Origin of the sequence: Kitasatospora sp. NPDC057500, assembly GCF_042802195.1 — a bacterium.
In the GTDB taxonomy this organism is placed as follows: domain Bacteria; phylum Actinomycetota; class Actinomycetes; order Streptomycetales; family Streptomycetaceae; genus Kitasatospora.
In genome coordinates this window covers 14,077-36,163 of record NZ_JBHVER010000014.1, presented here as the reverse complement: position 1 = coordinate 36,163, position 22,087 = coordinate 14,077, and the positions used below count along the sequence as shown (strand labels likewise).

The window sequence follows — 22,087 nt, the reverse complement described above, 5'->3', positions numbered from 1 at the left end:
GCGGGAGCACCGGCTGACGCCGCAGCAGGGGCGACCGGGCCGACGTCCCGCTCCGGGCCACGGTTCAGGCCGCCCGGGCCTCGCGGCGGTAGCCGCCCGGGGCCAGGCCGAACTCGCGCTTGAACGCCTTCGCGAACGCGTACTCCGAGCCGTAGCCGGTCCTCGCGGCGACGGTGGTCAGCGGCGCCTCCGACTCGCGCAGCAGCCGGGCCGCCGTGGTCATCCGCCAGCGGGTCAGATAGGCCATCGGCGGCTCGCCGACCAGCGAGGTGAAGCGGCGGGCGAACGCCGCCCGGGACAGGCCGGCCCGGGCGGCGAGCGACTCCACCGTCCACGCCGTCGACGGCGCCTCGTGGATCGCGGCGAGCGCCGGGGCCACCGCCGAGTCGCCGAGTGCCGCCGCCCAGCCGGCCGCGGCGCCGGGCGGCTGCTCCTCCAGCCACGCCCGCAGTATGTACAGCAGCAGCGAGTCGATCAGCGCCGGGACGATGCCGGCCGAACCGAGCCGGGGGTTCTCCAGTTCGGCGCCGAGCAGCTGGACCGCCGCGCTCAGCTCCGGGTGCCGCCCGTGCCGGGTCTGCAGGTGGACGATCGCCGGCAGCTGCCACACCAGCGGGTGCGGACGGGACTGGTCGAGGTGGTAGTTGCCGCACAGCAGGCTGGTGCGCGGCCCCTCGCCGCCGATCGACAGGGTGCCGATCGGCAGGGACGGCCGGAACTGGGAGGGCTGTTCGAGGACGGCGGGGGTGCCCGGCCGGTCGGCGAGGACGTGGCCGCGCCCGTCGCGCAGGAACACCACGTCCCCCGGGCTGAGCGCGATCGGCGCGGCTCCCTCCTCCAGCGGCACGAGCCAGCACGTCCCGTACAGCACCACGTGGAAGCCGGCGCCGACGACCGGGGGCAGCCGCAGCCCCCACGGGGCCCGCCCCTCGGTGCGGACGGAGGCGGGCTGCCCCGTGCGCATCGAGCTCAGTGCCTCGGTCAGGATGTCCACGTGCCCTCCTCGGTCGCCGCGCCGTCCCAGGGAAACCCTACGGAACTCAGCCGACGGTCAGGACGATCTTGCCCTGGGTGCGGCCGGTGGCGATCAGCGCGTGCGCCTCGGCGGCCTCCTCCAGCGGGAAGGTCCCGGCGATGTGCGGACGGATCCGGCCCTCGTCGACCAGCCGGGCGATCGCCTCCAGCGAGGCGTAGTCCGGCTCCACCGAGATCCCCGCGAACCGCCGCCCGGCGGCCTCGACCTCGGCGGCCAGCCCGGTGTTCCAGTGCTCCATGATCGAGACCAGCACGCCGCCCGCCGGCAGCACCTCCAGCGAGGCGGCGCCCTGCGAGGACGAGTCGAACACCACGTCCACCCGGCCGACCCGACCGAGGAAGCCCTCCTCGCGGTAGTCGAGCACCTCGTCGGCGCCCAGCGAGCGCACGAAGTCGTGCTTCGGCGCGCTCGCCAGGGCCGTCACGTGCGCGCCGCGGGCCTTGGCGATCTGCACGGCGAGGTGGCCGACGCCGCCCGCCGCCCGGTGGATCAGCACCCGCTGGCCCTCGGACAGCCGCGCCGCGTCCACCAGGCCCTGCCAGGCGGTGAGCGCGGCCAGCGGCAGCGCGGCGGCCTGCACGTGGTCCAGCGAGGCGGGCTTGCGCGCCACCTGGCGGGAGGGCACCGCCACGTACTCGGCGTAGCCGGTGGCGGCGCGCGGGAAGAAGGGCATCCCGAACACCTCGTCGCCGGCCTTGAACCGGGCGCCGGGGCCGGCCTGCTCGACCACGCCGGAGATGTCCCAGCCGACCCCGAACGGCGGCTCGCCGAGCAGCGGGAAGACGCCGGCGCGCACCGCCGCGTCCACCGGGTTGACGCCGCTGGCGTGGACCCGGACGAGGACCTCGCCGCCGAGCGGGGTGGGCCGCTCGACCTCGACGACCTCCAGGACCTCCGGGCCGCCGAAGGACTTCTGGGTGACTGCGCGCATGGGACCGCTCCTTCTGGGGAAGACCGTGCTCTCGGTGACGTGATCAACGGTAGGAGCGCTCCGCGCGCGGCTGAATATCCCGCTGTCTCGGGAAGATGTCCCAGCGTCTCGCCGGCCGGCCGCCTCGGCCGCGAAATCCGGGCGCGGTGGACCCTCCCACGGCGGGAGGGTCCACGATGGGGCCGTGCGAGACCCAGACGACGTCCTGCGGGACGACCTCCTCACCATCGGGCGCTTCGCCCGCCTCTGCCGGCTGAGCGTCAAACAGCTCCGCCACTACGACGACACCGGCCTGCTCACCCCGGCCCGGGTCGACCCCGCCACCGGGTACCGCTACTACGCCCCGGACCAGGCCCGCGACGCGCTCACCGTCGCCCTGCTGCGCGAACTCGACGTGCCGCTCGCGGTGATCGGCGCGACCCTGGCGGCCACCGAGGCGGAGCGGGCCCGGCTGCTGCGCGCCGAACGCGACCGGGTCGCCGAGCGGATCACCCGCGACCGGGCCCGCCTGGAGCTGCTGGAGCGCCTCGCGGACGGCGGCGGGCTGCCTGGGTACGAGATCACCACCGGCCGGGAGCCGGGACGCCGGCTCGCCGTGGTGCGGGCGGTGGCCGGGCCGGGCGAGCTGGCGCAGCGGATCGGCGGGTGCGTCGGACGGCTGCTGGCGGGCCTGGACGGCACGCCGTGGCGGCCCCCGCTGTGGGGGCTGTTCCCGCTGGACCTCGCGGAGGGCATGCGGATCGCGGTCGGCGCCGAGACGACGGGGCCGGAGGGCGCAGCGGGTGCGGCGGACGGGGCGGACGCGCCGCCTGCCGGCCTGGAGCGCGCGGTGCTGCCCGGCGGGCCGGTGGTGGCGACGGTGCACCACGGCCCGTACGTCCAACTGCCGCTCGCCTACCACGCGCTGCTGGCCGCCGTGCACGAGCGCGGGCTGCGGCCGCTGGCGCCGGTGCGGGAGGCGTACCTGGTCGGGCCGGGGGAGGCCCCGGCGGAGGAGTGGACGACCCGGCTGGTGGTCCGGGTCGAGGAGCGGACGGAGGAGGCGGCATGACGGAGCCGCGCGGCGGGAAGCACTGCGAGACGACGGCGCTGGGCGTGCTGCTGCGCCACGAGGGCGTCGAGCTGTCCGAGCCGATGCTGTTCGGGCTCGGGGCCGGGCTGTCGTTCGTCTACTGGGACGGCAGGGGAATGGACTTCCCGTTCCTCGGCGGCCGGGTCAAGCCGTTCGAGCTGACCCGCGCCCTGGCCGCCCGGCTCGGCCTGGAGCTGGACGTCCGGGAGACCGCCTCCGCCCGGCGGGCGTGGCAGAACGTGGCCGACGAGCTGGACGCCGGGCGCCCGGTCGGGCTCCAGCTCGACAGCTACCACCTGGAGTACTTCACCTCCAAGGTGCACTTCGGCGGGCACGTGGTCGCGATGGAGGGCTACGACGCCGGGAACGCCCGCCTGGTGGACACCGAGCAGCAGGGCGGCGCGGTCACCACCAGCCTGGCCTCGCTCGCGGCGGCGCGCGCCGAACGCGGCCCGATGACCGCCCGCAACCGCTCCTTCACCCTCGCCCTGCGCGGCGAACTCCCGGACCTGCGGGCCCTGGTGGCCCCGGCGATGGCCGAGTGCGCGGCGGCCTTCCTGCACCCGCCGATCGCCAACCTCGGCCACCGGGGGATCGCCAAGGCGGCCGGCCTGGTGCCCGGCTGGCTGGCCCGCGCCGAGCAGCCGGAGCGCCAACTCCCGCAGGCGGCCCGGCTGATGGAGCTGGCCGGGACCGGAGGCGCGCTGTTCCGCAACCTCTACCGGGACTTCCTCGGCGAGTGCGCCGAACTGCTCGACGACCCCCGGGTCCGCGCGGCCCGCGACCGCTACGCCGAGGCGGCGGCGGGTTGGAGCGAGGTGGCCGAACTGGTCGCCGCGGCGGGGGAGCGCGGGGACGCCGCGCCGCTGGAGCGGGCCGGCCGTCTGTTGGACGGGCTGGCCCGGATCGAGCGCGAGGCGATGGGGGAGTTGATCCGGCTGGGGTGACCGGGTCAGCCGGCGGCCAGGCCGCCGATGGGTCCCCGCTCGTGTCCGTCGGCCGGGCAGCACCAGCGGGCCTCGCCGGCCGTGAGGACGGGCTTCAGGAGGTGCGGGTGCCCCGGGCAGGCCGGCCACTGGAAGAACTCGTAGCCGGCCAGGTGGTCCTGGACGATCTCGGCCACCCAGGCGGTGAGCTGCCCGGAGGGCAGTGCGGGGTCGGCGGGCAGGGCGAACCGGAGGGTGCCCGTGGCCAGTCCGAGCATGAATCCGGACGGGGTGTCCACCGAGAGGTCCCAGCGCAGGCCCGTCGGCGGAACCCCGGACCCGGGCGCCCGCAGCAGGTCCCGCCCGACCCGGGCGCACGGTTCGCCGAACGCGCCCGGCACCCCGCGCGGCGGGCGGCCGTCCAGTGCCCAGGCCGCGACCGGGCGCAGCCGGCCCGGGTGGGTGGGGCCGGGGTCCGGGGGGTTCGCTGCCATGCCGGGCACGCTACCGGGGCCGGGCGGCAGGGAACAGCCCCGGGGTGCGGGCCCGGGGCTGTTCCGGTGGTGCTGCGGTACTGGGGTGGGTGCGGTCAGAAGACCGGCCGGCCGGCCCGGACCAGGCGCCAGGACTCGGTGAAGAAGTCCGCCGGGTCGATGACGCCCTTCTCCTTCACCCACGCGATCATCGCGTTGCGGATCTCGTCCGAGTTGGCCCACACCAGCTGGGCCGCCGCGACGTGCGGGAAGTTGCCGCCGCCGTTGGCGCGGTAGTTGTTGACCGCGAGGACGAACCGGGCGTCCGGGTCGATCGGCCGGCCCTCGAAGGACAGGCCGACGATCCGCGAGCCGACCGGCTGGGCGATGTCGATGTCGTACGAGACGCCGTACACCGCGTCGTAGTTGTAGTCCGGGGTGTTCTGCGCGTTGGTCAGGGTGGCCCGGTCGACCGGCGCGCCCGGGGCGAGCTGCGCGTAGTACTTCGCCGAGAACTCCAGGTAGTCCTTGATCTGGGCACCCGTCAGGATGCGGGCCTCCAGGGTGTTCTCGTAGATGTACAGGCCGGCCGCGTCGCGCAGCTTGACCTGGCCGGCCGGGATCCGCGCGGTGCGGTTGAACGGTGCGGCCTGGGCGAGCACCGGCAGCCCGGCGTACTGGCCGCCGGCCAGCGCGGCGCGCACCACGTCGGCCTGGACCCGGCCGATGAGGTCGATGATCGGGGTGTCCCGGAACGGCGCCTCGGCGATGGACAGCTCGGTCCTGGCGGTGCCGATGACCTGGTTGACGTAGGCGACGACCTTCTTGTGCTGGTCGGCCATCAGGCCGACGATCTCCGGGTCCTCCGGGACGGTGTTGGAGTTCAGCACCCGGGAGGAGAGCGAGACGACCTTCCAGGCGCCCCGGTCGAACTCGACCTCGAAGTCGAAGCAGGTCAGGCGCTGGCCCCAGCACAGCGGCTCGGAGAGCACGACCGTCTTCCCGGTCTCCTTGTTGACGACCAGGCGCTGCGCGATCTCCTTGTGCGCGTGGCCCACCAGGACGGCGTCGATGCCCGGCACCTGCTCGGCCAGCGCCACGGAGGCGTTCTCCGGCCAGGGCAGCTGGTCGCCGTAGGAGGTGGCCTCGTCCGTGCCGGAGTGGCAGGCGACCACGACGACGTCCGCGCCGGCGGCCCTGACCTTCGGTACCCAGGTCTTCGCGGTCTCGACGATGCCGGGGAAGGTCATCTTCCCGGCGACGTTGGCCTTGTCCCAGATCGCGATGCCCGGGTTGGTCAGGCCGACGATGCCGACCCTGAGGGCCGGGCCGTTGCCCAGCTTCAGCTTGCGGATCACGTACGGCGGGAAGGCCGGCCTGTCGTTGCGGGCGTGCAGCGCGTTGGCGCCCAGCAGCGGGAAGTCCAGCTGCTCCTCGTAGGCGCGCAGGGTGTCGATGCCGTAGTTGAACTCGTGGTTGCCGAGCGCGGCGGCGGTGTACTCCATGGTGTTCATGGCGAGCGCCATCGGGTGCTCGGGTGCGGTGTCGGCCTCGGTGGCGATCGGCTCGACGCGGGCGTAGTAGTACGTCAGCTGGGTGCCCTGGATGGTGTCACCGGCGTCGATGAGCAGGCAGCGGTCCCAGCCCTTCTCCTCGCGGACCTGCTTGGCGAGCGTGGAGATCTTGGCGAGGCCGACCTCGTTGTGCGCCTTGTCGGCGTAGACCGCGTCGGTGAAGTAGTCCCAGTTGAGCACCCGGCCGTGCAGGTCGGTGGTGCCCATCACGGTGAAGGCCTGACGCTTGGCCCGGCCCTTGGTGCGGGCCTCGTCCGGTCCGGCCGCCGCGGCGGGGGTGGCGGCGGCGAGGCCGGCGCCGCTCGCGAGGGCGGCGCCGGCGGCGGTGGCGGCGGACCGGGTGACGAAGTCACGGCGGTTCAGGGGCATGGGGCGACTCTCCCGTTGGGACTGCGGAGCGGAGCTCGGTGACGCGCGTAGAAGTACGCGCGTAGAAGTGTGCCCGCACGGTCACCCCGGTGGGTAGCCCCCAGACCTTTCCGGCAGATGAGATCTTGGCGACTCGTTCATGACGCGAGCGGGCAGGTGCGGAGTGCCGCACCTGCCCGCTCGGACGGGGGACCTAGATGTACCCCTCACGAACCGCATGGGCGACCGCGTGCGCCCGGTTGCGCAGCTGGAGACGGGTGGTCAGACCGTGCAGCACGTTCTTGACGGTCCGCTCCGAGTAGGACAGCCGGGCCGCGATCTCCCCGGTGTCCCACCCCTCCGCGACCAGCCGCAGCACGTCCGACTCCCGCTCCGACAGGCCCGCCGGAGCCTGGCCCGGCAGGCCCTGCACGGACCGCTGGAGGCGGCCCACCTGGGCGATCAGCCGCCCCTGCAGATCCGCCGGCAGGTCGCCCTCGCCCCGGGCCGCGGCCAGCACCGCACGCCCCAGCCGCTCCGGCGTCGCCTCCCGGCGCCACAGGATCGCCGCGACCCCGCACTCGACGGCCTCCATCAGCTCGCTCTCGCGCAGCCGCTCGACCACCAGGACCACCCGCTGGCCGCCGCCGCGCACCAGTCGGCGCAGCGCCGCCGTCGCGGCCGCGTCGGCGGACTCGGCGACCAGCACCGTGACCGTGCCCGGCGTGGCCGCCCCCGCGGGGTCCACCACGGCGATCCCCGGGAAGCGGCGCAGCTGAGCCTCCGCACCCGCCCGGGAGAGCGGGTCGGCGGCCTGGACGGCGACCGGCACCGTCGAGCTGCGGGCCGCCGCGGCGGCGACCGGCCGCCCGGCCCCCGCCGTGGCGCGGGCCGCCACGGCGGCGGACACCGGCGGATGGGTGGCCGCCACCGCGGCCGTGCCCGACACGTGCCCGGTCCCGGCGACCGCACGGGACGCCACCGGGCGCTGCGGCGGGACCGCGCGCGCGGCGGGCGCCGAAGCCCGGACCGCCGAACCACGGCGGTCGTACTCGGTGTGCAGAACAGTCAAATCTGGCCCCCTCCTGGGAGAAGCCGGCCCGGCCACCCGGCGGACCCCGAACCTCGGGGCGGTACGCCCCACCCGGGACGGCCGGCCGTTTCGACGGCGATCCGGGAGCGCTGCCCATGCCCCGGAAACTGCCACCATGCTTCCCGCCCGGGCAGGTCCCCGGCCATCGTGGTCCACCACGAGATCGGGCCCGCCGGGCAGTCCCCGCCGATCGGCGGGGGCAACGCTCGGGCCGCCCCCGGTGGTCCTACGGGTGACGGACCTGCCCTCACGGCAACCGGAATCGGCCCGTCCGGGCCGAACCGCGGAAACCCACGAGTCCACCGCGGTCCATCGCGCCACGGCGAGAACCGGACTCACCGGTAACGCGTGGTTGGCACGTCAAGCCGTTTACCCGGTACAACGGCGGATACTGCCCGATCGGACACCGGCAGGCGGCCGGGAAGGGCAGAAGGGGAGAGAGGGGAAACCGGGGATGAGCACCACCACGTCCACCCACCTCGTGGAACGCGAACCGGAACTCCGGCAGATCGCCGACCGGGCCGACGCCGCCCGCCACGGGACCGGCCACGTCCTGCTGATCACCGGCGCCACCGGCACCGGCCGCACCGCGCTGCTCGCCGAAGCCGCCCGCCGCGCCGCCGCCGACGGCACCACCGTGCTGCGCGCCCGCTGCTCCGCCGAGGAGACCGCCACCCCCTACGCGGCCGCCCGCCAGCTCTTCGACACCGGCCCCACCCCGGCCGGCCCCTACGGCCGCACCCCCGCCGGCCCCGCCCCCGCCGCCCACCCCGTCGGCGCCCACTCCGTCGGCGCCACCGACCCCGACACCGCCGAGGCCACCCTCTGGTCCCTGCTGCGCCTGCACGGCACCCGCCACCCGCTGCTGCTCGCCCTCGACGACATCCACCTCGCCGACGAGCCCTCCCGCCGCTGGCTGCGCCAGGTCGCCCGCCGCATCGACCGGCTGCCCGCCCTGCTGATCGCCACCGAACACCGCCAGGCCACCCTCGACACCCCGCCCGGCCGCTTCACCCGCGACCTCACCCCCGACCTCGCCACCACCCTGCGCCTCGCCCCGCTCGGCACCCCCGCCGCCGTCCGGATCGCCCGCCGCCACCTCGGAACCGACGCTCCCCCCGGGCTCGCCGCCGACTGCGCCCGCGCCAGCGGCGGCAACCCGCTGCTGCTCACCGCGCTGCTCGCCGACCTCACGGCGGCCGGGACCGACGCCATCTCCGCCGCCATCCCCACGGCCGCCCAGCCCCCGGCCCACCCGACGGCCCAGCCCCCGACCCACCCGACGATCCACCCGACGGCCCACCCGACCGAACTGCCCGCCGCCCTGCCCGAGCGCTGCGGCGCCCTGCCCGGCGGAGCCTTCGCCGAAGCCGTCGACGCCTGGCTGCACGGCGCAGGCGACCGCGCCGTCACCGCCGCCCGCGTCCTCGCCCGGATGCGCGAACACCCCGCCGCCGAGACCGCCCCCGCCCCCGGAACCCCGGTCCTCGACCCCGTCCCGCTGCTCGCCGAACTCACCGCCGCCGACCCCGGCCGGCTCGCCGGCTGGCTCGCCCACCTCACCCTCCACCGCCTCCTCGACACCCACCGCCCCGGCCACTGGCCCCGCTTCGCCCACCCCCTGCTCGCCGACGCCGTCCTCAGGGGCCACGCCCCCGGCCACCGCGCCGAAGTCCACCTCGCCGCCGCCGAACACCTCCACCGCACCGGCGCCCCCGACGAAACCGTCGCCGGCCACCTCCTGCTCACCCCCGCCCCCACCCCCCGCTGGGCCGCCGACACCCTGCGCCGCGCCGCCCGCAGGGCCGCCGAGGACGACCACCCCGCCGACGCCGCCGCCCTGCTGCGCCGCGTCCTCGCCGAACCCCTCACCGACCGCCAGCGCGGCCTGCTGCTCACCGAAATCGGCAGCCTCGAAGTCACCCTCGGCCCCGCCGAACGCACCGTCGGCCTGCGCCACCTCGCCGAAGCCGTCCACCTCCAGCAGACCGACGAAGGCGTCTTCCGTGCCGCCAACACCCTCGGCGCCGTCCTCGCCACCCGCGGCGACACCGCCGCCGCCCTCGAACTCATGGACGAGCTCGCCCACCGCTTCGCCGACCAGGAGGACGTCCTCCACGCCGTCCAGGCCGCCACCGCCCAGATCGCCGCCCACGACGGCCGCAGCTGGCTCCAGGTCGTCGAACGCGTCCAACGCCTCGCCACCCGCACCCCCCACCGCCTCGCCCCGCCCGCCTTCTCCCTGCTCACCGAATTCGACGCCACCAGTGGCCTGCTCTCCGCCACCGAGGTCGCCGAACGCATCCGCGAACTCCACGACGCACCCGTCGACCCGCTCTGCCGCTCCTACCTGCTGGTCTCCCTCGCCACCCTCTCCCAATGGGCCGACCACCTCGACCAGGCCGACGAGATCGTCGCCCGCGGCTTCGCCGACTACCGCGGCGGCCCCCTCGACCCCGGCTACCAGTGCCTGCTCAGCGTCCGCGCCGAAACCAGGATCATGCGCGGCGAGTACCAGGCCCTGCTCGACGACTACGCCCTCACCGCCCCCGGCCCCGCCCCCGCGACACCCACCACCAAACCGCCCGCCCCCGCCCTCCAACCCACCCCCTGGGGAACACCCGGACTGCCCCGCACCCGCACCTGGGGCGCCCCCGGCCGCCCCCACACCACCACCGGCCCCTCCTGGTGGACCGCCGCCACCCCCGCCGAGGACACCGCCCCCGGCCGCTACGCCGAACTCCTCGGCCAGCAGAACGCCCACCTCGTCGCCCAGAGCGTCATCGCCCTCGTCGAGACCGGCCGACTCTGGCAGGCCCACGGCCTCGCCCGCGCCGTCGCCGCCGACCGCGCCCAGGACTCCTGGGAATGGAACGAGTACCTCTACGCCCGCGGCCTGCTCCGACTCGCCTCCGGCGAACCCGCCGAAGCCCTCACCGACCTCCTCGAATGCGGCCGCCGCCAGAGCGAACGCCAGGTCCACAGCCCCATCGTCACCCCCTGGCGCTCCGTCGCCGCCGAATGCCACCTCCAACTCGGCGAACCCGGCCCCGCCGTCACCCTCGCCGAGGAGGAACTGCGGCTCGCCCGCGTCTGGGGCACCCCCCGCACCGTCGGCCGAGCCCTGCGCACCCTCGCCGCCGCCACCGGCGGCCGCCACGGCCTCGACCTCGCCGCCGAAGCCGTCGACCTGCTGCGCACCGCCGAGATCGACACCGAACTCATCCCCGCCCTCATCACCTTCGGCCGCCTGCTCGGCGACGGCGGCCGGCGCGGCGCCGCCCGCCGCGCCCTGCGCGAGGCCGCCGGCCGCGCCGAACGCCTCGGCGCCGTCCGCCACCGGGCCGCCGCCATGGAACTGCTGCGCGCCTCCGGCGCCCGCATCGCCCGCGCCGACCACGCCGGCGCCGAAGCGCTCACCGACAGCGAACTGCGCATCTGCCGCCTCGCCGCCGCCGGGCACTCCAACGCCGAGATCGCCGCCATGCTCCACCTGGCGGTCCGCACGGTGGAGACCCACCTCACCAACAGCTTCCGCAAACTGGGCGTGCGCCGCCGGGTCGAACTGTCCGGCGCCCTGGAGGCATGACGAAGCCGGCCCCGGTCGGAAGGACCGGGGCCGGCCAGGTGCTCGGTGCGGGCCGTCAGGACGCCGGGACCAGGGCCGCCATCTCGTCCACCGCCCGGGCCAGTTCGGCCGCCGGATCGGCGCCGTCCGGCACCCACGGCTGCCAGGTCAGCGCCCGCAGGTAGCCGTCCACCGCCAGCGGCAGCCGCCGCTGCACGATCGGCTCCGTGGTCGGACCCGGACCGGCCGTGCGCAGCCGCACCAGCAGCCCCGGCACATTCGCCGACGCCGGCAGCGGCGCCGAACCCACGAACGACGCCAGCTCCTCCAACTGCGGCCACAACCGCGGCGGGAGGACCGGCGGGACCTCCTCGCCCTCGACCGGCTCGACCGGCTCGACCGGTGCGACCGGTGCGACCGCGTGCGGCTTCCGCCGCGGGTCGACCGGCGGCGGCTTCCGCCACAGGGCCACCGTCGCGACGTACGACCCCACCGCGATCAGCAGCCACATCGCCGGCGGCGCCTGGAGGAAGTAGGCCGTCGCCCCCGTGGCCACACCCGCTCCTCCGGCGACGGAGAAGCGGGTGGAGGTCAGGTAGGCCCAGAACCGGTTGCCGGACCCGCCGCCACCATTACTGGTAGCCACGGATCTCCTCGAACGCCCCGTCCAGCGAACCCGTCCCGTCGAACAGCTTGCCGCCGGTCAGGTCCGCGATCCCCTGCAACTGCCCCTTCGCCGCGTCACCGAACAGGATCGGGAACACCGGCACCGACTTCCGCTCCGCCGGCAGCCCGTCGTAGAAGGCCCGGAAGTCCTTGTCCGACGCCCCCTCGTTGCTCTCCCCGTCCGTCATCAGCACGATCGAGGTGAAACGGTCGTCCTTCGCCGCCGACTGCTGCCGCTCGATCACCCGGTACGCCTCCTGCAGCGAGGAGTACACCGCCGTCCCGCCGTCCGCCGTCAGCGCCTGCACGTCACCGTCGATCGCCTTCAACTCCTGCTGCGCGCCCGCACCGGACGGCACCGAGTGGGTCTTCGTCGACTTCACCTTCGACGCGAACGAGATCAGCGTGACCTCCTCGCGGTCCCGGAACCGCCGCACCCCCCGGCTGTCGTCCGTACCCGTCAACCGCCCCATCGCCGACTTCAAGGACGACAGCCGCGACCCGGTCATCGAGCCCGAGGTGTCCAGCACGTACACCGTCCGCGAGGGCCGGCGCAGCTCGTTCTGGTACGTGGACAGCAGACCGTCCGCCACCGTCCTGGTGCCCGGGAACGGCAGCTCGCGCAGCCGGTCCTTCGGCAGCCCCGCCGCCGGAACCGAGCCGGGCGTCACCGGCCGGCGCAGCGTCAGGTCCGAGATCCGCTTCTGCACGTCCTCCTTCAGCAGGTAGGCGGTCAGCCGCTGGAACGACTCGCGCTCCCGCTGCTGCGAAGAATTCAGCAGGGTCAGCGGGTAGTTCGCCGAGATCACACCGTCGGTCGGACGGACCACGGTGAGCTGCTGCTCGGGCGTCAGCGTCTTGTTCAACGACAGCAGCACCGACTCGTAGTTCACCAGTGCCCCGACCGAGCCCTGCTCGGCCCGGGTGTACGCCTGCGCCAGCCAGCCCGAGGAGCCCGAGGTCAGCTTCTGCCCGGCGAAGAACTGCTTCAGCTGCGGCGTCGCCTTCTGCACGTCCGCCTCGGTCAGCGCCGAGGTCGCCCCCGAGAACGCCGAGGCCACCGCCACCAGCGCGGAGAAGCCCGAGTTCGACCGCGACGGGTCCGCCATCCCGTACGCCAGCTTCCCGGACGTCGCGGCCTCCGCCAGATTGCCCCAGGTCACCTTCGAACCGTCGCCCCACGCCAAGTCGTCGAGCACCGAGGAGCGGATGCCGAAGGCGACCGGGGAGGCCATCACCGGCGTCTCGGACAGCAGCTTCGACTTGCTCCCCTCGTCCAGGTGCAGATACTGGTTCGACGGGAACCAGATCGCGTCGTACTTCCCGTCCGCCTTGCCCGAGGACACCGCGTCCGCCCCGTCCAGCGACCCCGTCCAGGCGAACTGCACCGTCACCCCGGTGGCCTTCTGGGCCTCCTCCAGCACCGGCGCCATGTCCTGGAGTTCACTGCCGGCCAGCACCCTCAGCACCCCCGGCTGCGCGCTCGGCGCCGGCGGGTCGCTCGGCTTCGGCGGGGCCGGCGCGGGCGAGGACGTGCACGCCGTCACCGTCGCCACCAGCAGGGCCAGCCCGACGGCCAGGCCTCGAACACCGCTCTTGCGCATCCTGCTCGCTCCCGTCCCCATGTCCCCCGTCACTGCTTCTTCGCCGCCTGGACCAGGCTCTTCATGATCTCCGCGGTCGGTACCGTGGCCTTGTTGACGTTCGCCGCCTGGAGATCGGTGGCGAACGCGAACTTCGGGTTGCTCTGTGCGGCGTTGACGCTCTGCACCTGCTTCGTGAACGCCTCCGCGCCGGCCACGCCGCCCAGCGGCCGGAAGCCGTACTTGACCTCCAGCTCCCGCAGCCTCGCGTCGTCGGCCAGCGCCTCCCCGAGCTTGCGCCCGTTGTCGGTGAACCCGACGAGCGTGTGGTCCGAGGTGATGGTGGTGTCCGGGTAGAGCACCACCATGTCCTCCGGAGCGGTCTTCTTCATGACCAGGTCGAGCGCCTGCGACTCGTAGGCGAGGACCAGCGGGCGGCCGTTCCCGGAGACGAAGTCCAGGAACGGCTCCTCCGTGGAGCTCTTCATGATCCCCTGCTTGGTGACCGCGGCCTTCAGCGCCGGACCGATGGAGCCCACGGTCGCCTGGTCCGTCACCACCTGGTGGTTGTTCAGCAGGTAGGCGAGCATCGCGACGTAGAGCGTCCCGGACGAGGACGTGTCGGGGTTGGTGGTGGTCAGGAAGATGTCCCCGGCGAGGGCCTTGGGCCGCTCCGCCGCGTTGAGCTGCTCCCAGGTCCGGTTGGCGGAGACCGCCTTGAGGAACTCGTCCATCGAGAACGTCCAGACGCCGCTCTCGCTCTTCTTCGCCAGGTTGTTCTCCTTGAGGACGCCGGCGACGTCCAGGTGGGTGACGATCACCAGCGGCGAGTAGAACGGCCGGGGCGGCGTCCCGTTCAGCTGGTTCTGCTGCGCGATCTCGTCGGCCGGCAGCTGGCTCGCCGGGAAGACGAAGTCCGCCGACCCCTTCCTGACGTCGTTCATCTGCCAGGAGCCGGCGCTCTGCACGCTGACCTCAAGCCCCCTCTTGGCCAGCGCGGCCTTGACCTCGGGATCCGCGAAGAACGGGCCCTTCTCCGATCCGATGACGCCGGTGATCTTGACCACGGACTGCTCCGGGTCCTTCTTGAACAGGTTCACGGCCGTGAACACCAGGCCGGCGGCCACCAGTAGTGCCACCACGACCCCGAACGCACCACGCTTCATGCCGGACGTTTCCCCCTCGTCGGAACCACTTCCGGGCCCGGCATCGCACCGGGATGACGAGCGTCCCGCCACGCCGCGAGCGGTGGCGGAAGTGACGGTGAACCAGGGGTGAACACACCTTCACGGAATCGCATCGGGGAGCGGGCACCGACGACTCCGGGGAACCTCTCGCACACCGGTCCGACGTTGTGTCAGATTGTTCAACTCTCCTTACGGCAACGGCCATCCTCTTGTTTGGACCCGCATCGTCGTTACGCGCCGGTAATGCCTACTCTCAGCAGTATGCGCCGAGCAAAAATCGTCTGTACCCTCGGGCCCGCCACCGACACCTACGACCAGATCAAGTCCCTGGTCGACGCCGGGATGGACATCGCCCGATTCAATCTGAGCCACGGCTCCCACATCGAGCACGAGGAGCGCTACCGCCGGGTCCGCAAGGCCTCGGACGAGACCGGCCGCAGCGTCGGCGTTCTCGTCGACCTTCAAGGCCCGAAGATCCGCCTCGGCACCTTCGCCGAGGGTCCCGTACTTCTCGAACGCGGCGACGAGTTCACCATCTCCACCGACAACGGCGTCGAGGGAGACCAGAACGGCTGCGGCACCACCTACCCCGGACTCGCCGGGGACGTCACCGCCGGCGAGCGGATCCTCGTCGACGACGGGCGGGTCACCCTGGAGGTCGTCGAGGTGGACGGGCCGCGGGTCCGCTGCGTCGTCGTCGAGGGCGGCCTGGTCTCCGACCACAAGGGCCTCAACCTCCCCGGCGTCGCCGTGTCGGTGCCCGCGCTCAGCGAGAAGGACATCGCCGACCTGCGCTGGGCCCTGCGGGCCGGGGCGGACCTGGTCGCGCTCTCCTTCGTCCGCAGCGGACGGGACGTCGAGGACGTCCACCGGGTGATGGACGAGGAGGGGCGCCGGGTCCCGGTCATCGCCAAGATCGAGAAGCCGCAGGCGGTGCGGAACCTCGACTCCATCGTGGACCGCTTCGACGGGGTCATGGTGGCCCGCGGCGACCTCGGGGTGGAGATGCCGCTGGAGCAGGTGCCGATGGTCCAGAAGCGGGCCGTCAAGCTCGCCCGGCGGAACGCCAAGCCGGTCATCGTGGCGACCCAGATGCTCGACTCGATGATCAACTCCTCCCGGCCCACCCGCGCGGAGGCCTCCGACGTCGCCAACGCCGTCCTCGACGGCACCGACGCGGTGATGCTCTCCGGCGAGACCTCGGTCGGGAAGTACCCGTCCGAGACGGTCCGCACGATGGGCCGGATCATCGAGGCCGCCGAGCAGGACATCCTGTCCGCCGGTCTGCCCACGCTCATCCCGGGCACCAAGCCCCGCACCCAGGGCGGCGCCGTCGCCCGCGCGGCCGCGGAGATCGGCGACTTCCTGCACGCCAAGTACCTGATCGCCTTCACCCAGTCCGGCGACACCGCCCGCCGGCTGACCCGCTACCGCTCGCCGATCCCCGTCCTCGCCTTCACCTACGAACCGGCCGTCCGCAGCCAACTCGCCCTCACCTGGGGCGTGGAGACCTTCCTCGGCCCGTTCGCGCCCACCACCGACGAGATGGTCGAGCAGGTCGACGCCGCCCTGCTCTCCCTGGGCCGCTGCCAGAAGGGCGACATCGTCGTCATCACCGCCGGCTCCCCGCCCGGCCTCGCGGGCTCCACCAACCTCGTCCGCGTCCACCACGTGGGGACCCTGGACAACTGACCCACCCCCGTCGGCGCGGCCTTCCGGGAGGGGGCCGCGCCGGCCTCAGTGCTTGGGTCCGATGTGGGTGTCCATGAGCGCCACGGACTCCCTGCGCGCGACGGACACGTTCACCTGGCCGGTCGGCCGGGGGCCGAGGCCTTCCACTCGACGCCGACGGAGTCGAGGGTGTCCGTGAAGAGGCGGACGATGTCGGTCGAGGTGTTGGCAGTGGACGCAGGTGGAGCGCTTCCGGCCGGGGAGCTCTCCGTGCTTGGCGCGGTCCTGGTGCTTCCACCAGGAGACGGTGCCGGGCGGGACGCCGAATCGGCGGGCCACCTCGGCGTTCGCCACGCCTCCGCGAAGGAGGTGGACGGCCTGTTCGCGCACAGAATTCGTGGTCATGTGCGACAGCCTCGGCTGGAGGGCGAGCCCTGGCAGGGAGACCGCTGAATGCCACTCGATGTGATGAAATTCCCACTGTCTGGGAATGTAAGGAAAATCTTGTGCCGAGTGTGGGATTCGAACCCACACGCCCTTTCAGGCAATCGCTTTTGAGGCGATCGTGTCTGCCCTTCCACCAACCCGGCTAGTCGCGCCCGTGAAGGATACCCTGCGCGCATCGTTCGGCGCAGCTAGGTACCCTCGTGCATGCAGTACCCCGCCGGAACGAGGAGCCCCGTGAGCACCGCCGACGAGCAGGCAGAGCCGCTTGAGACCGATTCGCCCCAGATCACCCGGATTGTGATCGCCGAGGACGAGGCGCTGATCCGTCTCGATCTGAAGGAGATGCTGGAGGAGGAGGGGTACACCGTCGTCGGGGAGGCCGGGGACGGCGCTGCGGCGGTCCGGCTGGTGCAGGAGCTGAAGCCGGATCTGGCGATCCTGGACGTGAAGATGCCGGTGCTGGACGGGTTGTCGGCGGCCGAGCAGATCCACGAGCAGCACCTGGCGCCGGTGCTGATGCTGACCGCGTTCTCGCAGCGGGAGCTGGTGGACCGGGCGCGGGACGCGGGGGCGATGGCGTACATCGTCAAGCCGTTCTCCAAGAGCGACCTGGTGCCCGCGATCGAGATGGCGGTGTCCCGGTACACGGAGATGCGGACGCTGGAGGAGGAGATCGCGGATCTCACCCAGCGGCTGGAGACCCGGAAGCTGGTGGACCGGGCGAAGAGCGTGCTGCAGACCAAGTTCGGGCTGAACGAGCCGGCCGCGTTCCGGTGGATCCAGAAGACGTCGATGGACCGCCGGATGACGATGGCGGCGGTGGCCGAGGCGGTCATCGAGGAGGGCGCCGCGCAGGACCGCAAGAAGGCCGAGGAGGCCGAGGGTCCTGCGGAGTAGCCGGCGGGACGGGAAGGGCCCCGGCACGGGTGTGCCGGGGCCCTTCCCCGTGGAACGGGCGGGTCAGTCCTCGCCGAGGTAGGCCTTGCGGACGGACTCGTCGTGCAGGAGGTCGGCACCGGTGCCCTGGAGGACGATGGTGCCGGTCTCCATGACGTAGCCGCGGTCGGAGAGGGAGAGCGCGGCCTGGGCGTTCTGCTCGACCAGCAGGATGGTGGTGCCGTCGGCCTTGAGCTCGACGATGGTCGCCATGATCTTCTGCATCATCAGCGGCGAGAGGCCCATCGAGGGCTCGTCGAGCATCAGCAGCTTGGGGCGGGACATCAGGGCCCGGCCCATGGCGAGCATCTGCTGTTCGCCGCCGGAGAGCGTGCCGGCGGCCTGCTTGCGGCGTTCGCCGAGGATGGGGAAGAGGCCGTAGGCGCGTTCGACGTCCTTGGCGATTCCGTCGGTGTCGCTGCGCAGGAAGGCGCCGAGGAGCAGGTTCTCCTCGATGGTCATGCGCGGGAAGATGTGCCGGCCCTCGGGGGAGTGGGCGAGGCCGAGGGCGACGATCCGGTGGGCGGGGACGGTGTTGATCGGCTGCCCGTCGAAGGTGACGGTTCCGGCGGTGGGCTTGAGCAGGCCGGAGAGGGTGCGCAGGGTGGTGGTCTTGCCGGCGCCGTTGGTGCCGATCAGGGTGGTGACCTCGCCCTGGTTGACGGTGAAGCTGATGCCCTTGACGGCCTCGATCTTGCCGTAGGCGACGCGGAGGTCCTGGACCTCGAGGAGTGCGGTCACTGGTCGGTCTCCGTAACGGGGGCGGTGCCTTCGAGCGCGGTGCCTTCGAGCGGGGCGCCGAGGTAGGCGGTGATGACGCGTTCGTCGTTCTGGACGGTCTCGCGGTCGCCCTCGACGATCTTCTGGCCCTGGACGAGCACGGCGGTGCGGTCGCAGAGGTTGAAGATGAACCGCATGTCGTGCTCGATGACGAGGACGGAGACGCCCCGGTCGCGGATGGCGAAGACGAGTTCCTCGGCGGCCCGGGTCTCCTGCGGGTTCATGCCGGCGGTGGGCTCGTCGAGGAGCAGCAGGCCGGGGTCGGAGGCGAGGGCGCGGGCGATCTCCAGCTTGCGCTGCTCGCCGTAGGGGAGGTTGCGGGCGAGGTGGTCGGCCTTGCCGGCGAGGCCGGTGAACTCCAGGAGTTCCATGGCCTTCTCGCGGCTCTCGGCTTCGGAGCGGCGGTAGCCGGGGCTGCGCAGGACGGCGGAGAGCAGGCCCTGGCGCATCCGGCTGTGCCGGCCGACCTGGACGTTCTCCAGGACGGTCATGTTGGCGAAGAGCCGGATGTTCTGGAAGGTGCGGGCGATGCCGGCCTGGGTGACCAGGTGGGGCTTGGGGGGCAGGACGGTGCCCTGGTAGGTGACGGTGCCCTCGGTGGGGACGTAGAGGCCGGTGAGGCAGTTGAAGAAGGTGGTCTTGCCGGCGCCGTTGGGGCCGATGAGGCCGATGATCTCGCCGTGGCGGACGGTGAGCGAGACGTTGTTGACGGCGGTGAGGCCGCCGAAGCGCATGGTGACGCCGGAGACGTCGAGCAGGGGTGCGGCGGGGCCGGGGGCGGCGTCGGCGGGTGCGGGGGCGTTGGCGGTGGTCATCTGGGGGTCACGCCCCTGCCTTGGTGAGGGCGACGCCGTCGCCGGTGGGCTGTGCGGGGATGGCGGCCTCGTGGAACTCCAGCTGCTGGCGCCGGTTGGGGATGAGGCCTTCGGGGCGCACGCGCATGAGGACGATGAGGGCGATGCCGAAGGCGAGCAGCTGGTAGTCGGCGAGGAATTCCAGCTTCTTCGGGATGAGGAAGAGGAGGGTGGCGCCGACCAGCGGGCCGCTGATGGTGCCCATGCCGCCGAGGATGACGGCGGCCAGCAGGAAGGCGGAGTTGGGCGGGAGGGCCTCGGCGAAGGTGTACTGGTCGGGGGTGACGGTGTAGCTGACGTGGGCCTGGACGGTGCCGGCGAGGCCGGCGAGGCAGGCGCCGAGGGCGAAGGCGAGGAGCTTGAGGCGGAAGCCGTTGATGCCCATGGCCTCGGCGGCGGTCTCGTCCTCGCGGATGGCGACCCAGGCGCGGCCGATGCGGGAGTTGCCGACGCGGGCGAAGACCAGCACGACCAGGGCGGTGACGAGGAGCATCAGCAGGTAGTAGTTGGAGAAGCGGCCGAGTTCGACGCCGAAGACGGTGGTGGGCTTGCCCAGGTCCCAGCCGAGGATGGTGAGGTCGGGGATGCGGGGGATGCCGTTGGATCCGTTGGTGACCTTGGGGCCGGTGGTGCCGTTGAGGTTGAGCATGGTGATGCGGAAGATCTCGCCGAAGCCGAGGGTGACGATGGCGAGGTAGTCGCCGCGCAGTCGCAGGGTGGGGGCGCCGATGACGACGCCGAAGACCATGGAGACGACGGCGCCGGTGAGCACGGCGGCCCAGAACGGGAACTGGACGTGGATCGGCGAGGCGGGGGAGCCGGAGACCAGGGCGGCGCTGTAGGCGCCGACGCCGAGGAAGGCGACGTAGCCGAGGTCGAGCAGGCCGGCGAGGCCGACGACGATGTTGAGGCCGAGGGCGACGGTGGCGAAGATCAGGATGTTGGTGGCGACCGAGGTGTACTGGTCGCTGGTCTGGGTGAAGGGGAAGCTGGCGGCGGCGGCGAAGGCGGCGCCGGTGGTCACGGCTTGGTACTTGACGGTGAGCGCGCGCAGCCGGGCGATCAGTCCGGAGCGGCCGAGTGCGGCGATCACGGAGGCGGCGAGCAGCAGGTAGCCGGTGAAGAGTTCGCCGTACTCGGTGTCGATGCCGAAGGTGATGGCGAACAGGCCGATGGCGAAGGCGACGACGATCAGGCCGACCTCGGCCCAGGACGGCAGCTCGCGCGGGGTGGGCAGCGGGCGCTGGACGTTGCCGAGCCGCAGCCAGGTGTTGGCGAGGTGGCCGAGCTGGACGAGCAGGACGGCGCCGGTCGCGATGGCGATGCCGCCGGCGAGGGCGGTGAGGACCGGGGCGACCGGCTTGTCCTCGGGGATCGCGTGGGTGGCGAACCAGAGGACGGGGGCGATCGGGACGAGCAGGAAGAGCCGTCGGTCGAGGATGCGCAGCGGGACGGCGGTGCGCCGGTCGAGCGGGAGGCCGAGGGCGCCGGCGACGGCGAGCAGGGAGCCGGCGGCGAGGATCCAGCCGCCGGGTTCGAGGTGGGCGAGTCCGCCGAGGTCGGTGGCGATGGACAGGACGGAGAACCAGCCGACGGCGAGGGCGCCGGTGGCGGCGAGCAGGACGGCGTTGTGGCTGTGCCGGGGGGCGGCCCAGCGCAGGCCGGGGACGCCCTGGGTGGCGAGCAGCAGGAGGAGGGTGACCGGGCCTGCGATGAGGGCGAGCCACTGGAGTCCGGCGGGGGAGCCGTAGTAGGTGAGGTCGCCCGGGTAGTCGGGTGTCCAGGTCCAGGGCATCAGGGCGGAGCCGGTGACGGCGAGGGCGCCGAGGCCGGTGAGGAGGGCGGCGGTGCGGCCGGGGAGGGGGATGACCGGGGTGGTTTCGGTGCTGTTGGTGGTCATGGTGCTCACGCCCTGTCCGCGACGCGCTCGCCGAGCAGGCCTTGGGGCCGGACGAGCAGGACGACGATGAGGAGTACGAAGGCCCAGACGTCCTTCCAGGCGCCGCCTCCGAAGAGGTGCATGCCGGGGAGGTTCTGGATGTAGCCGGTGGCGAGGGCTTCGGCGAGGCCGAGGGTGATGCCGCCGAGCATGGCGCCGTAGATGTTGCCGATGCCGCCGAGGACGGCGGCGGTGAAGGCCTTGAGGCCGAGCAGGAAGCCCATCCGGAAGTCGACCTGGCCGCTGCGCAGGCCGTAGGCGACGGCGGCGACGGCGGCGAAGGCGGCGCCGATGGCGAAGGCCATGACGATGATCCGGTCGGTGTCGATGCCCATGAGCTTGGCGGTGTCGGGGTCCTGGCTGGTGGCCTGCATGGCGCGGCCGGAGCGGGTTCGGGTGACGAACCAGCCGAGGGCGATCATGCAGAGCGGGGCGGCGATGATCAGGAAGAGGTCGCTGCGCTGGATCGCGACGGAGCCGATCTCGAAGGGATCGCCGGGGATCTTCGGGAAGACCCGGGCCTTCTTGGCGTCCGGGTAGAACGCGAAGACCAGTTGCTGCAGGGCGATGGACAGGCCGATCGCGGTGATCAGCGGGGCGAGCCGGGGGGCTTTGCGCAGTGGCCGGTAGGCGAAGCGCTCGGCGGCGACGGCGGTGAGGGTGGAGACCAGGATGCCGGCGATCAGCATCAGCGGTAGGGCCAGCCACAGGGTGGTGCCGCCGGGGAGGGCGAGGTAGGCGGTCAGGGCGCCGAAGCCGCCGACCATGACGATCTCGCCGTGGGCGAAGTTGATGAGCTGGACGATGCCGTAGACCATCGTGTAGCCGATCGCGACGAGCCCGTAGAGGGCTCCGAGGATCAGGCCGTTGGCCAGCTGCTGCGGTAGGTCTTGCACCGCTGGGCCTCCGTTGTGCGTGTGGGGTGTCCGCGTGGGTGGTGGATGTGGGTGCGCGCGGGGTGCTCGTGGCGCCCCCGCGCGCTGACTCCGGCGTGTTGCGGTGT

General features: G+C 73.0%; 17 protein-coding genes, 1 tRNA gene and 1 pseudogene. 5 read left to right on the top strand and 14 right to left on the bottom strand.

The genetic code is table 11. The features are described from left to right. Positions 1-64: 64 nt before the first annotated feature. Both ACFU74_RS05345 and ACFU74_RS05340 read right to left on the bottom strand, forming a co-directional pair. Entirely contained in the window at positions 65-994 is a 930-nt protein-coding gene (locus ACFU74_RS05345; RefSeq protein WP_380752027.1) for an AraC family transcriptional regulator, read from the bottom strand. A gap of 46 nt (positions 995-1,040) precedes the next feature. Continuing rightward, a complete protein-coding gene (locus tag ACFU74_RS05340; RefSeq protein WP_380752024.1) occupies positions 1,041-1,967 on the bottom strand; it encodes an NADP-dependent oxidoreductase in 927 nt (308 codons plus the stop codon). Positions 1,968-2,151: 184 nt separating this feature from the next. On the opposite strand from ACFU74_RS05340, the gene ACFU74_RS05335 reads away from it, so the two are divergent. Both ACFU74_RS05335 and ACFU74_RS05330 read left to right on the top strand, forming a co-directional pair. Beyond that, entirely contained in the window at positions 2,152-3,018 is an 867-nt protein-coding gene (locus ACFU74_RS05335) for a MerR family transcriptional regulator (protein ID WP_380752022.1), read from the top strand. Further along, positions 3,015-3,986 carry a BtrH N-terminal domain-containing protein gene (locus ACFU74_RS05330; RefSeq protein ID WP_380752020.1) on the top strand — a complete coding sequence of 324 codons (972 nt, stop codon included), beginning with the start codon at positions 3,015-3,017 and terminating at the stop codon, positions 3,984-3,986. The genes ACFU74_RS05335 and ACFU74_RS05330 overlap by 4 nt, the downstream gene beginning before the upstream one ends. A 5-nt stretch (positions 3,987-3,991) precedes the next feature. On the opposite strand, the gene ACFU74_RS05325 is transcribed toward ACFU74_RS05330, so the two are convergent. The 3 genes from ACFU74_RS05325 to ACFU74_RS05315 all read right to left on the bottom strand — a co-directional run bounded on the left by ACFU74_RS05325 (position 3,992) and on the right by ACFU74_RS05315 (position 7,291). Continuing rightward, positions 3,992-4,459, bottom strand: a complete 468-nt coding sequence (locus ACFU74_RS05325; protein WP_380752017.1) for a hypothetical protein — start codon at positions 4,457-4,459, stop codon at positions 3,992-3,994. 95 nt (positions 4,460-4,554) lie between these two features. Continuing rightward, positions 4,555-6,381 carry a bifunctional metallophosphatase/5'-nucleotidase gene (locus ACFU74_RS05320; RefSeq protein ID WP_380752014.1) on the bottom strand — a complete coding sequence of 609 codons (1,827 nt, stop codon included), beginning with the start codon at positions 6,379-6,381 and terminating at the stop codon, positions 4,555-4,557. Between the two features lie 193 nt (positions 6,382-6,574). Then, complete coding sequence (locus ACFU74_RS05315; protein ID WP_380752155.1) at positions 6,575-7,291, bottom strand: LuxR C-terminal-related transcriptional regulator; 717 nt, start codon at positions 7,289-7,291, stop codon at positions 6,575-6,577. 616 nt (positions 7,292-7,907) lie between these two features. Here ACFU74_RS05315 and ACFU74_RS05310 point away from each other — a divergent pair. After that, the gene (locus tag ACFU74_RS05310; RefSeq protein WP_380752011.1) at positions 7,908-11,042 is read left to right on the top strand and encodes an AAA family ATPase; all 3,135 of its coding nucleotides are present in this window, start codon (positions 7,908-7,910) and stop codon (positions 11,040-11,042) included. Between the two features lie 55 nt (positions 11,043-11,097). On the opposite strand, the gene ACFU74_RS05305 is transcribed toward ACFU74_RS05310, so the two are convergent. Genes ACFU74_RS05305 through ACFU74_RS05295 form a run of 3 tightly spaced genes read right to left on the bottom strand, consistent with a single transcriptional unit; the run spans position 11,098 to position 14,436 of the window. Beyond that, complete coding sequence (locus ACFU74_RS05305) at positions 11,098-11,667, bottom strand: hypothetical protein (RefSeq protein WP_380752008.1); 570 nt, start codon at positions 11,665-11,667, stop codon at positions 11,098-11,100. After that, on the bottom strand, positions 11,654-13,291 hold the full coding sequence (locus ACFU74_RS05300) for a substrate-binding domain-containing protein (protein WP_380752005.1): 1,638 nt from the start codon (positions 13,289-13,291) through the stop codon (positions 11,654-11,656). The genes ACFU74_RS05305 and ACFU74_RS05300 overlap by 14 nt, the downstream gene beginning before the upstream one ends. Before the next feature lie 29 nt (positions 13,292-13,320). Further along, the gene (locus tag ACFU74_RS05295) at positions 13,321-14,436 is read right to left on the bottom strand and encodes a substrate-binding domain-containing protein (RefSeq protein ID WP_380752002.1); all 1,116 of its coding nucleotides are present in this window, start codon (positions 14,434-14,436) and stop codon (positions 13,321-13,323) included. A gap of 282 nt (positions 14,437-14,718) precedes the next feature. On the opposite strand from ACFU74_RS05295, the gene pyk reads away from it, so the two are divergent. Further along, entirely contained in the window at positions 14,719-16,149 is a 1,431-nt protein-coding gene (gene pyk / locus ACFU74_RS05290) for a pyruvate kinase (protein WP_380751999.1), read from the top strand. 237 nt (positions 16,150-16,386) lie between these two features. On the opposite strand, the pseudogene ACFU74_RS05285 reads toward pyk, so the two are convergent. Further along, positions 16,387-16,533, bottom strand: a pseudogene (locus tag ACFU74_RS05285) (transposase); the annotation flags it as partial. Between the two features lie 102 nt (positions 16,534-16,635). Beyond that, positions 16,636-16,718, bottom strand: a tRNA-Leu gene (locus ACFU74_RS05280). A 61-nt stretch (positions 16,719-16,779) separates the two neighbouring features. Between ACFU74_RS05280 and ACFU74_RS05275 the strand changes: the two genes are divergently transcribed. Further along, the gene (locus ACFU74_RS05275) at positions 16,780-17,472 is read left to right on the top strand and encodes an ANTAR domain-containing response regulator (protein WP_380751996.1); all 693 of its coding nucleotides are present in this window, start codon (positions 16,780-16,782) and stop codon (positions 17,470-17,472) included. Positions 17,473-17,535: 63 nt separating this feature from the next. Here the strand turns inward: ACFU74_RS05275 and ACFU74_RS05270 are convergent, their stop codons facing one another. The 4 genes from ACFU74_RS05270 to ACFU74_RS05255 are packed head-to-tail and all read right to left on the bottom strand — an operon-like array spanning position 17,536 to position 21,980. After that, complete coding sequence (locus tag ACFU74_RS05270; protein WP_380751993.1) at positions 17,536-18,252, bottom strand: ABC transporter ATP-binding protein; 717 nt, start codon at positions 18,250-18,252, stop codon at positions 17,536-17,538. Next, positions 18,249-19,106, bottom strand: coding sequence for an ABC transporter ATP-binding protein (locus tag ACFU74_RS05265; RefSeq protein WP_380751990.1), 858 nt, complete (start codon positions 19,104-19,106; stop codon positions 18,249-18,251). The genes ACFU74_RS05270 and ACFU74_RS05265 overlap by 4 nt, the downstream gene beginning before the upstream one ends. A 7-nt stretch (positions 19,107-19,113) precedes the next feature. Then, on the bottom strand, positions 19,114-21,045 hold the full coding sequence (locus ACFU74_RS05260; protein WP_380752153.1) for a branched-chain amino acid ABC transporter permease: 1,932 nt from the start codon (positions 21,043-21,045) through the stop codon (positions 19,114-19,116). A 5-nt stretch (positions 21,046-21,050) separates the two neighbouring features. Next, positions 21,051-21,980: a branched-chain amino acid ABC transporter permease gene (locus ACFU74_RS05255; RefSeq protein WP_380751987.1), complete on the bottom strand. Its 930-nt coding sequence runs from the start codon at positions 21,978-21,980 to the stop codon at positions 21,051-21,053. Between the last annotated feature and the right edge of the window lie 107 nt (positions 21,981-22,087).

Coding starts and splice junctions, on each gene's coding strand:
- ACFU74_RS05310 (WP_380752011.1), top strand. CDS start 7,908: ATGAGCACCACCACGTCCACCCACCTCGTGGAACGCGAACCGGAACTC.
- ACFU74_RS05300 (WP_380752005.1), bottom strand. CDS start 13,291: ATGCGCAAGAGCGGTGTTCGAGGCCTGGCCGTCGGGCTGGCCCTGCTG.
- ACFU74_RS05320 (WP_380752014.1), bottom strand. CDS start 6,381: ATGCCCCTGAACCGCCGTGACTTCGTCACCCGGTCCGCCGCCACCGCC.
- ACFU74_RS05325 (WP_380752017.1), bottom strand. CDS start 4,459: ATGGCAGCGAACCCCCCGGACCCCGGCCCCACCCACCCGGGCCGGCTG.
- ACFU74_RS05275 (WP_380751996.1), top strand. CDS start 16,780: ATGCAGTACCCCGCCGGAACGAGGAGCCCCGTGAGCACCGCCGACGAG.
- ACFU74_RS05340 (WP_380752024.1), bottom strand. CDS start 1,967: ATGCGCGCAGTCACCCAGAAGTCCTTCGGCGGCCCGGAGGTCCTGGAG.
- ACFU74_RS05330 (WP_380752020.1), top strand. CDS start 3,015: ATGACGGAGCCGCGCGGCGGGAAGCACTGCGAGACGACGGCGCTGGGC.
- ACFU74_RS05295 (WP_380752002.1), bottom strand. CDS start 14,436: ATGAAGCGTGGTGCGTTCGGGGTCGTGGTGGCACTACTGGTGGCCGCC.
- pyk (WP_380751999.1), top strand. CDS start 14,719: ATGCGCCGAGCAAAAATCGTCTGTACCCTCGGGCCCGCCACCGACACC.
- ACFU74_RS05265 (WP_380751990.1), bottom strand. CDS start 19,106: ATGACCACCGCCAACGCCCCCGCACCCGCCGACGCCGCCCCCGGCCCC.
- ACFU74_RS05260 (WP_380752153.1), bottom strand. CDS start 21,045: ATGACCACCAACAGCACCGAAACCACCCCGGTCATCCCCCTCCCCGGC.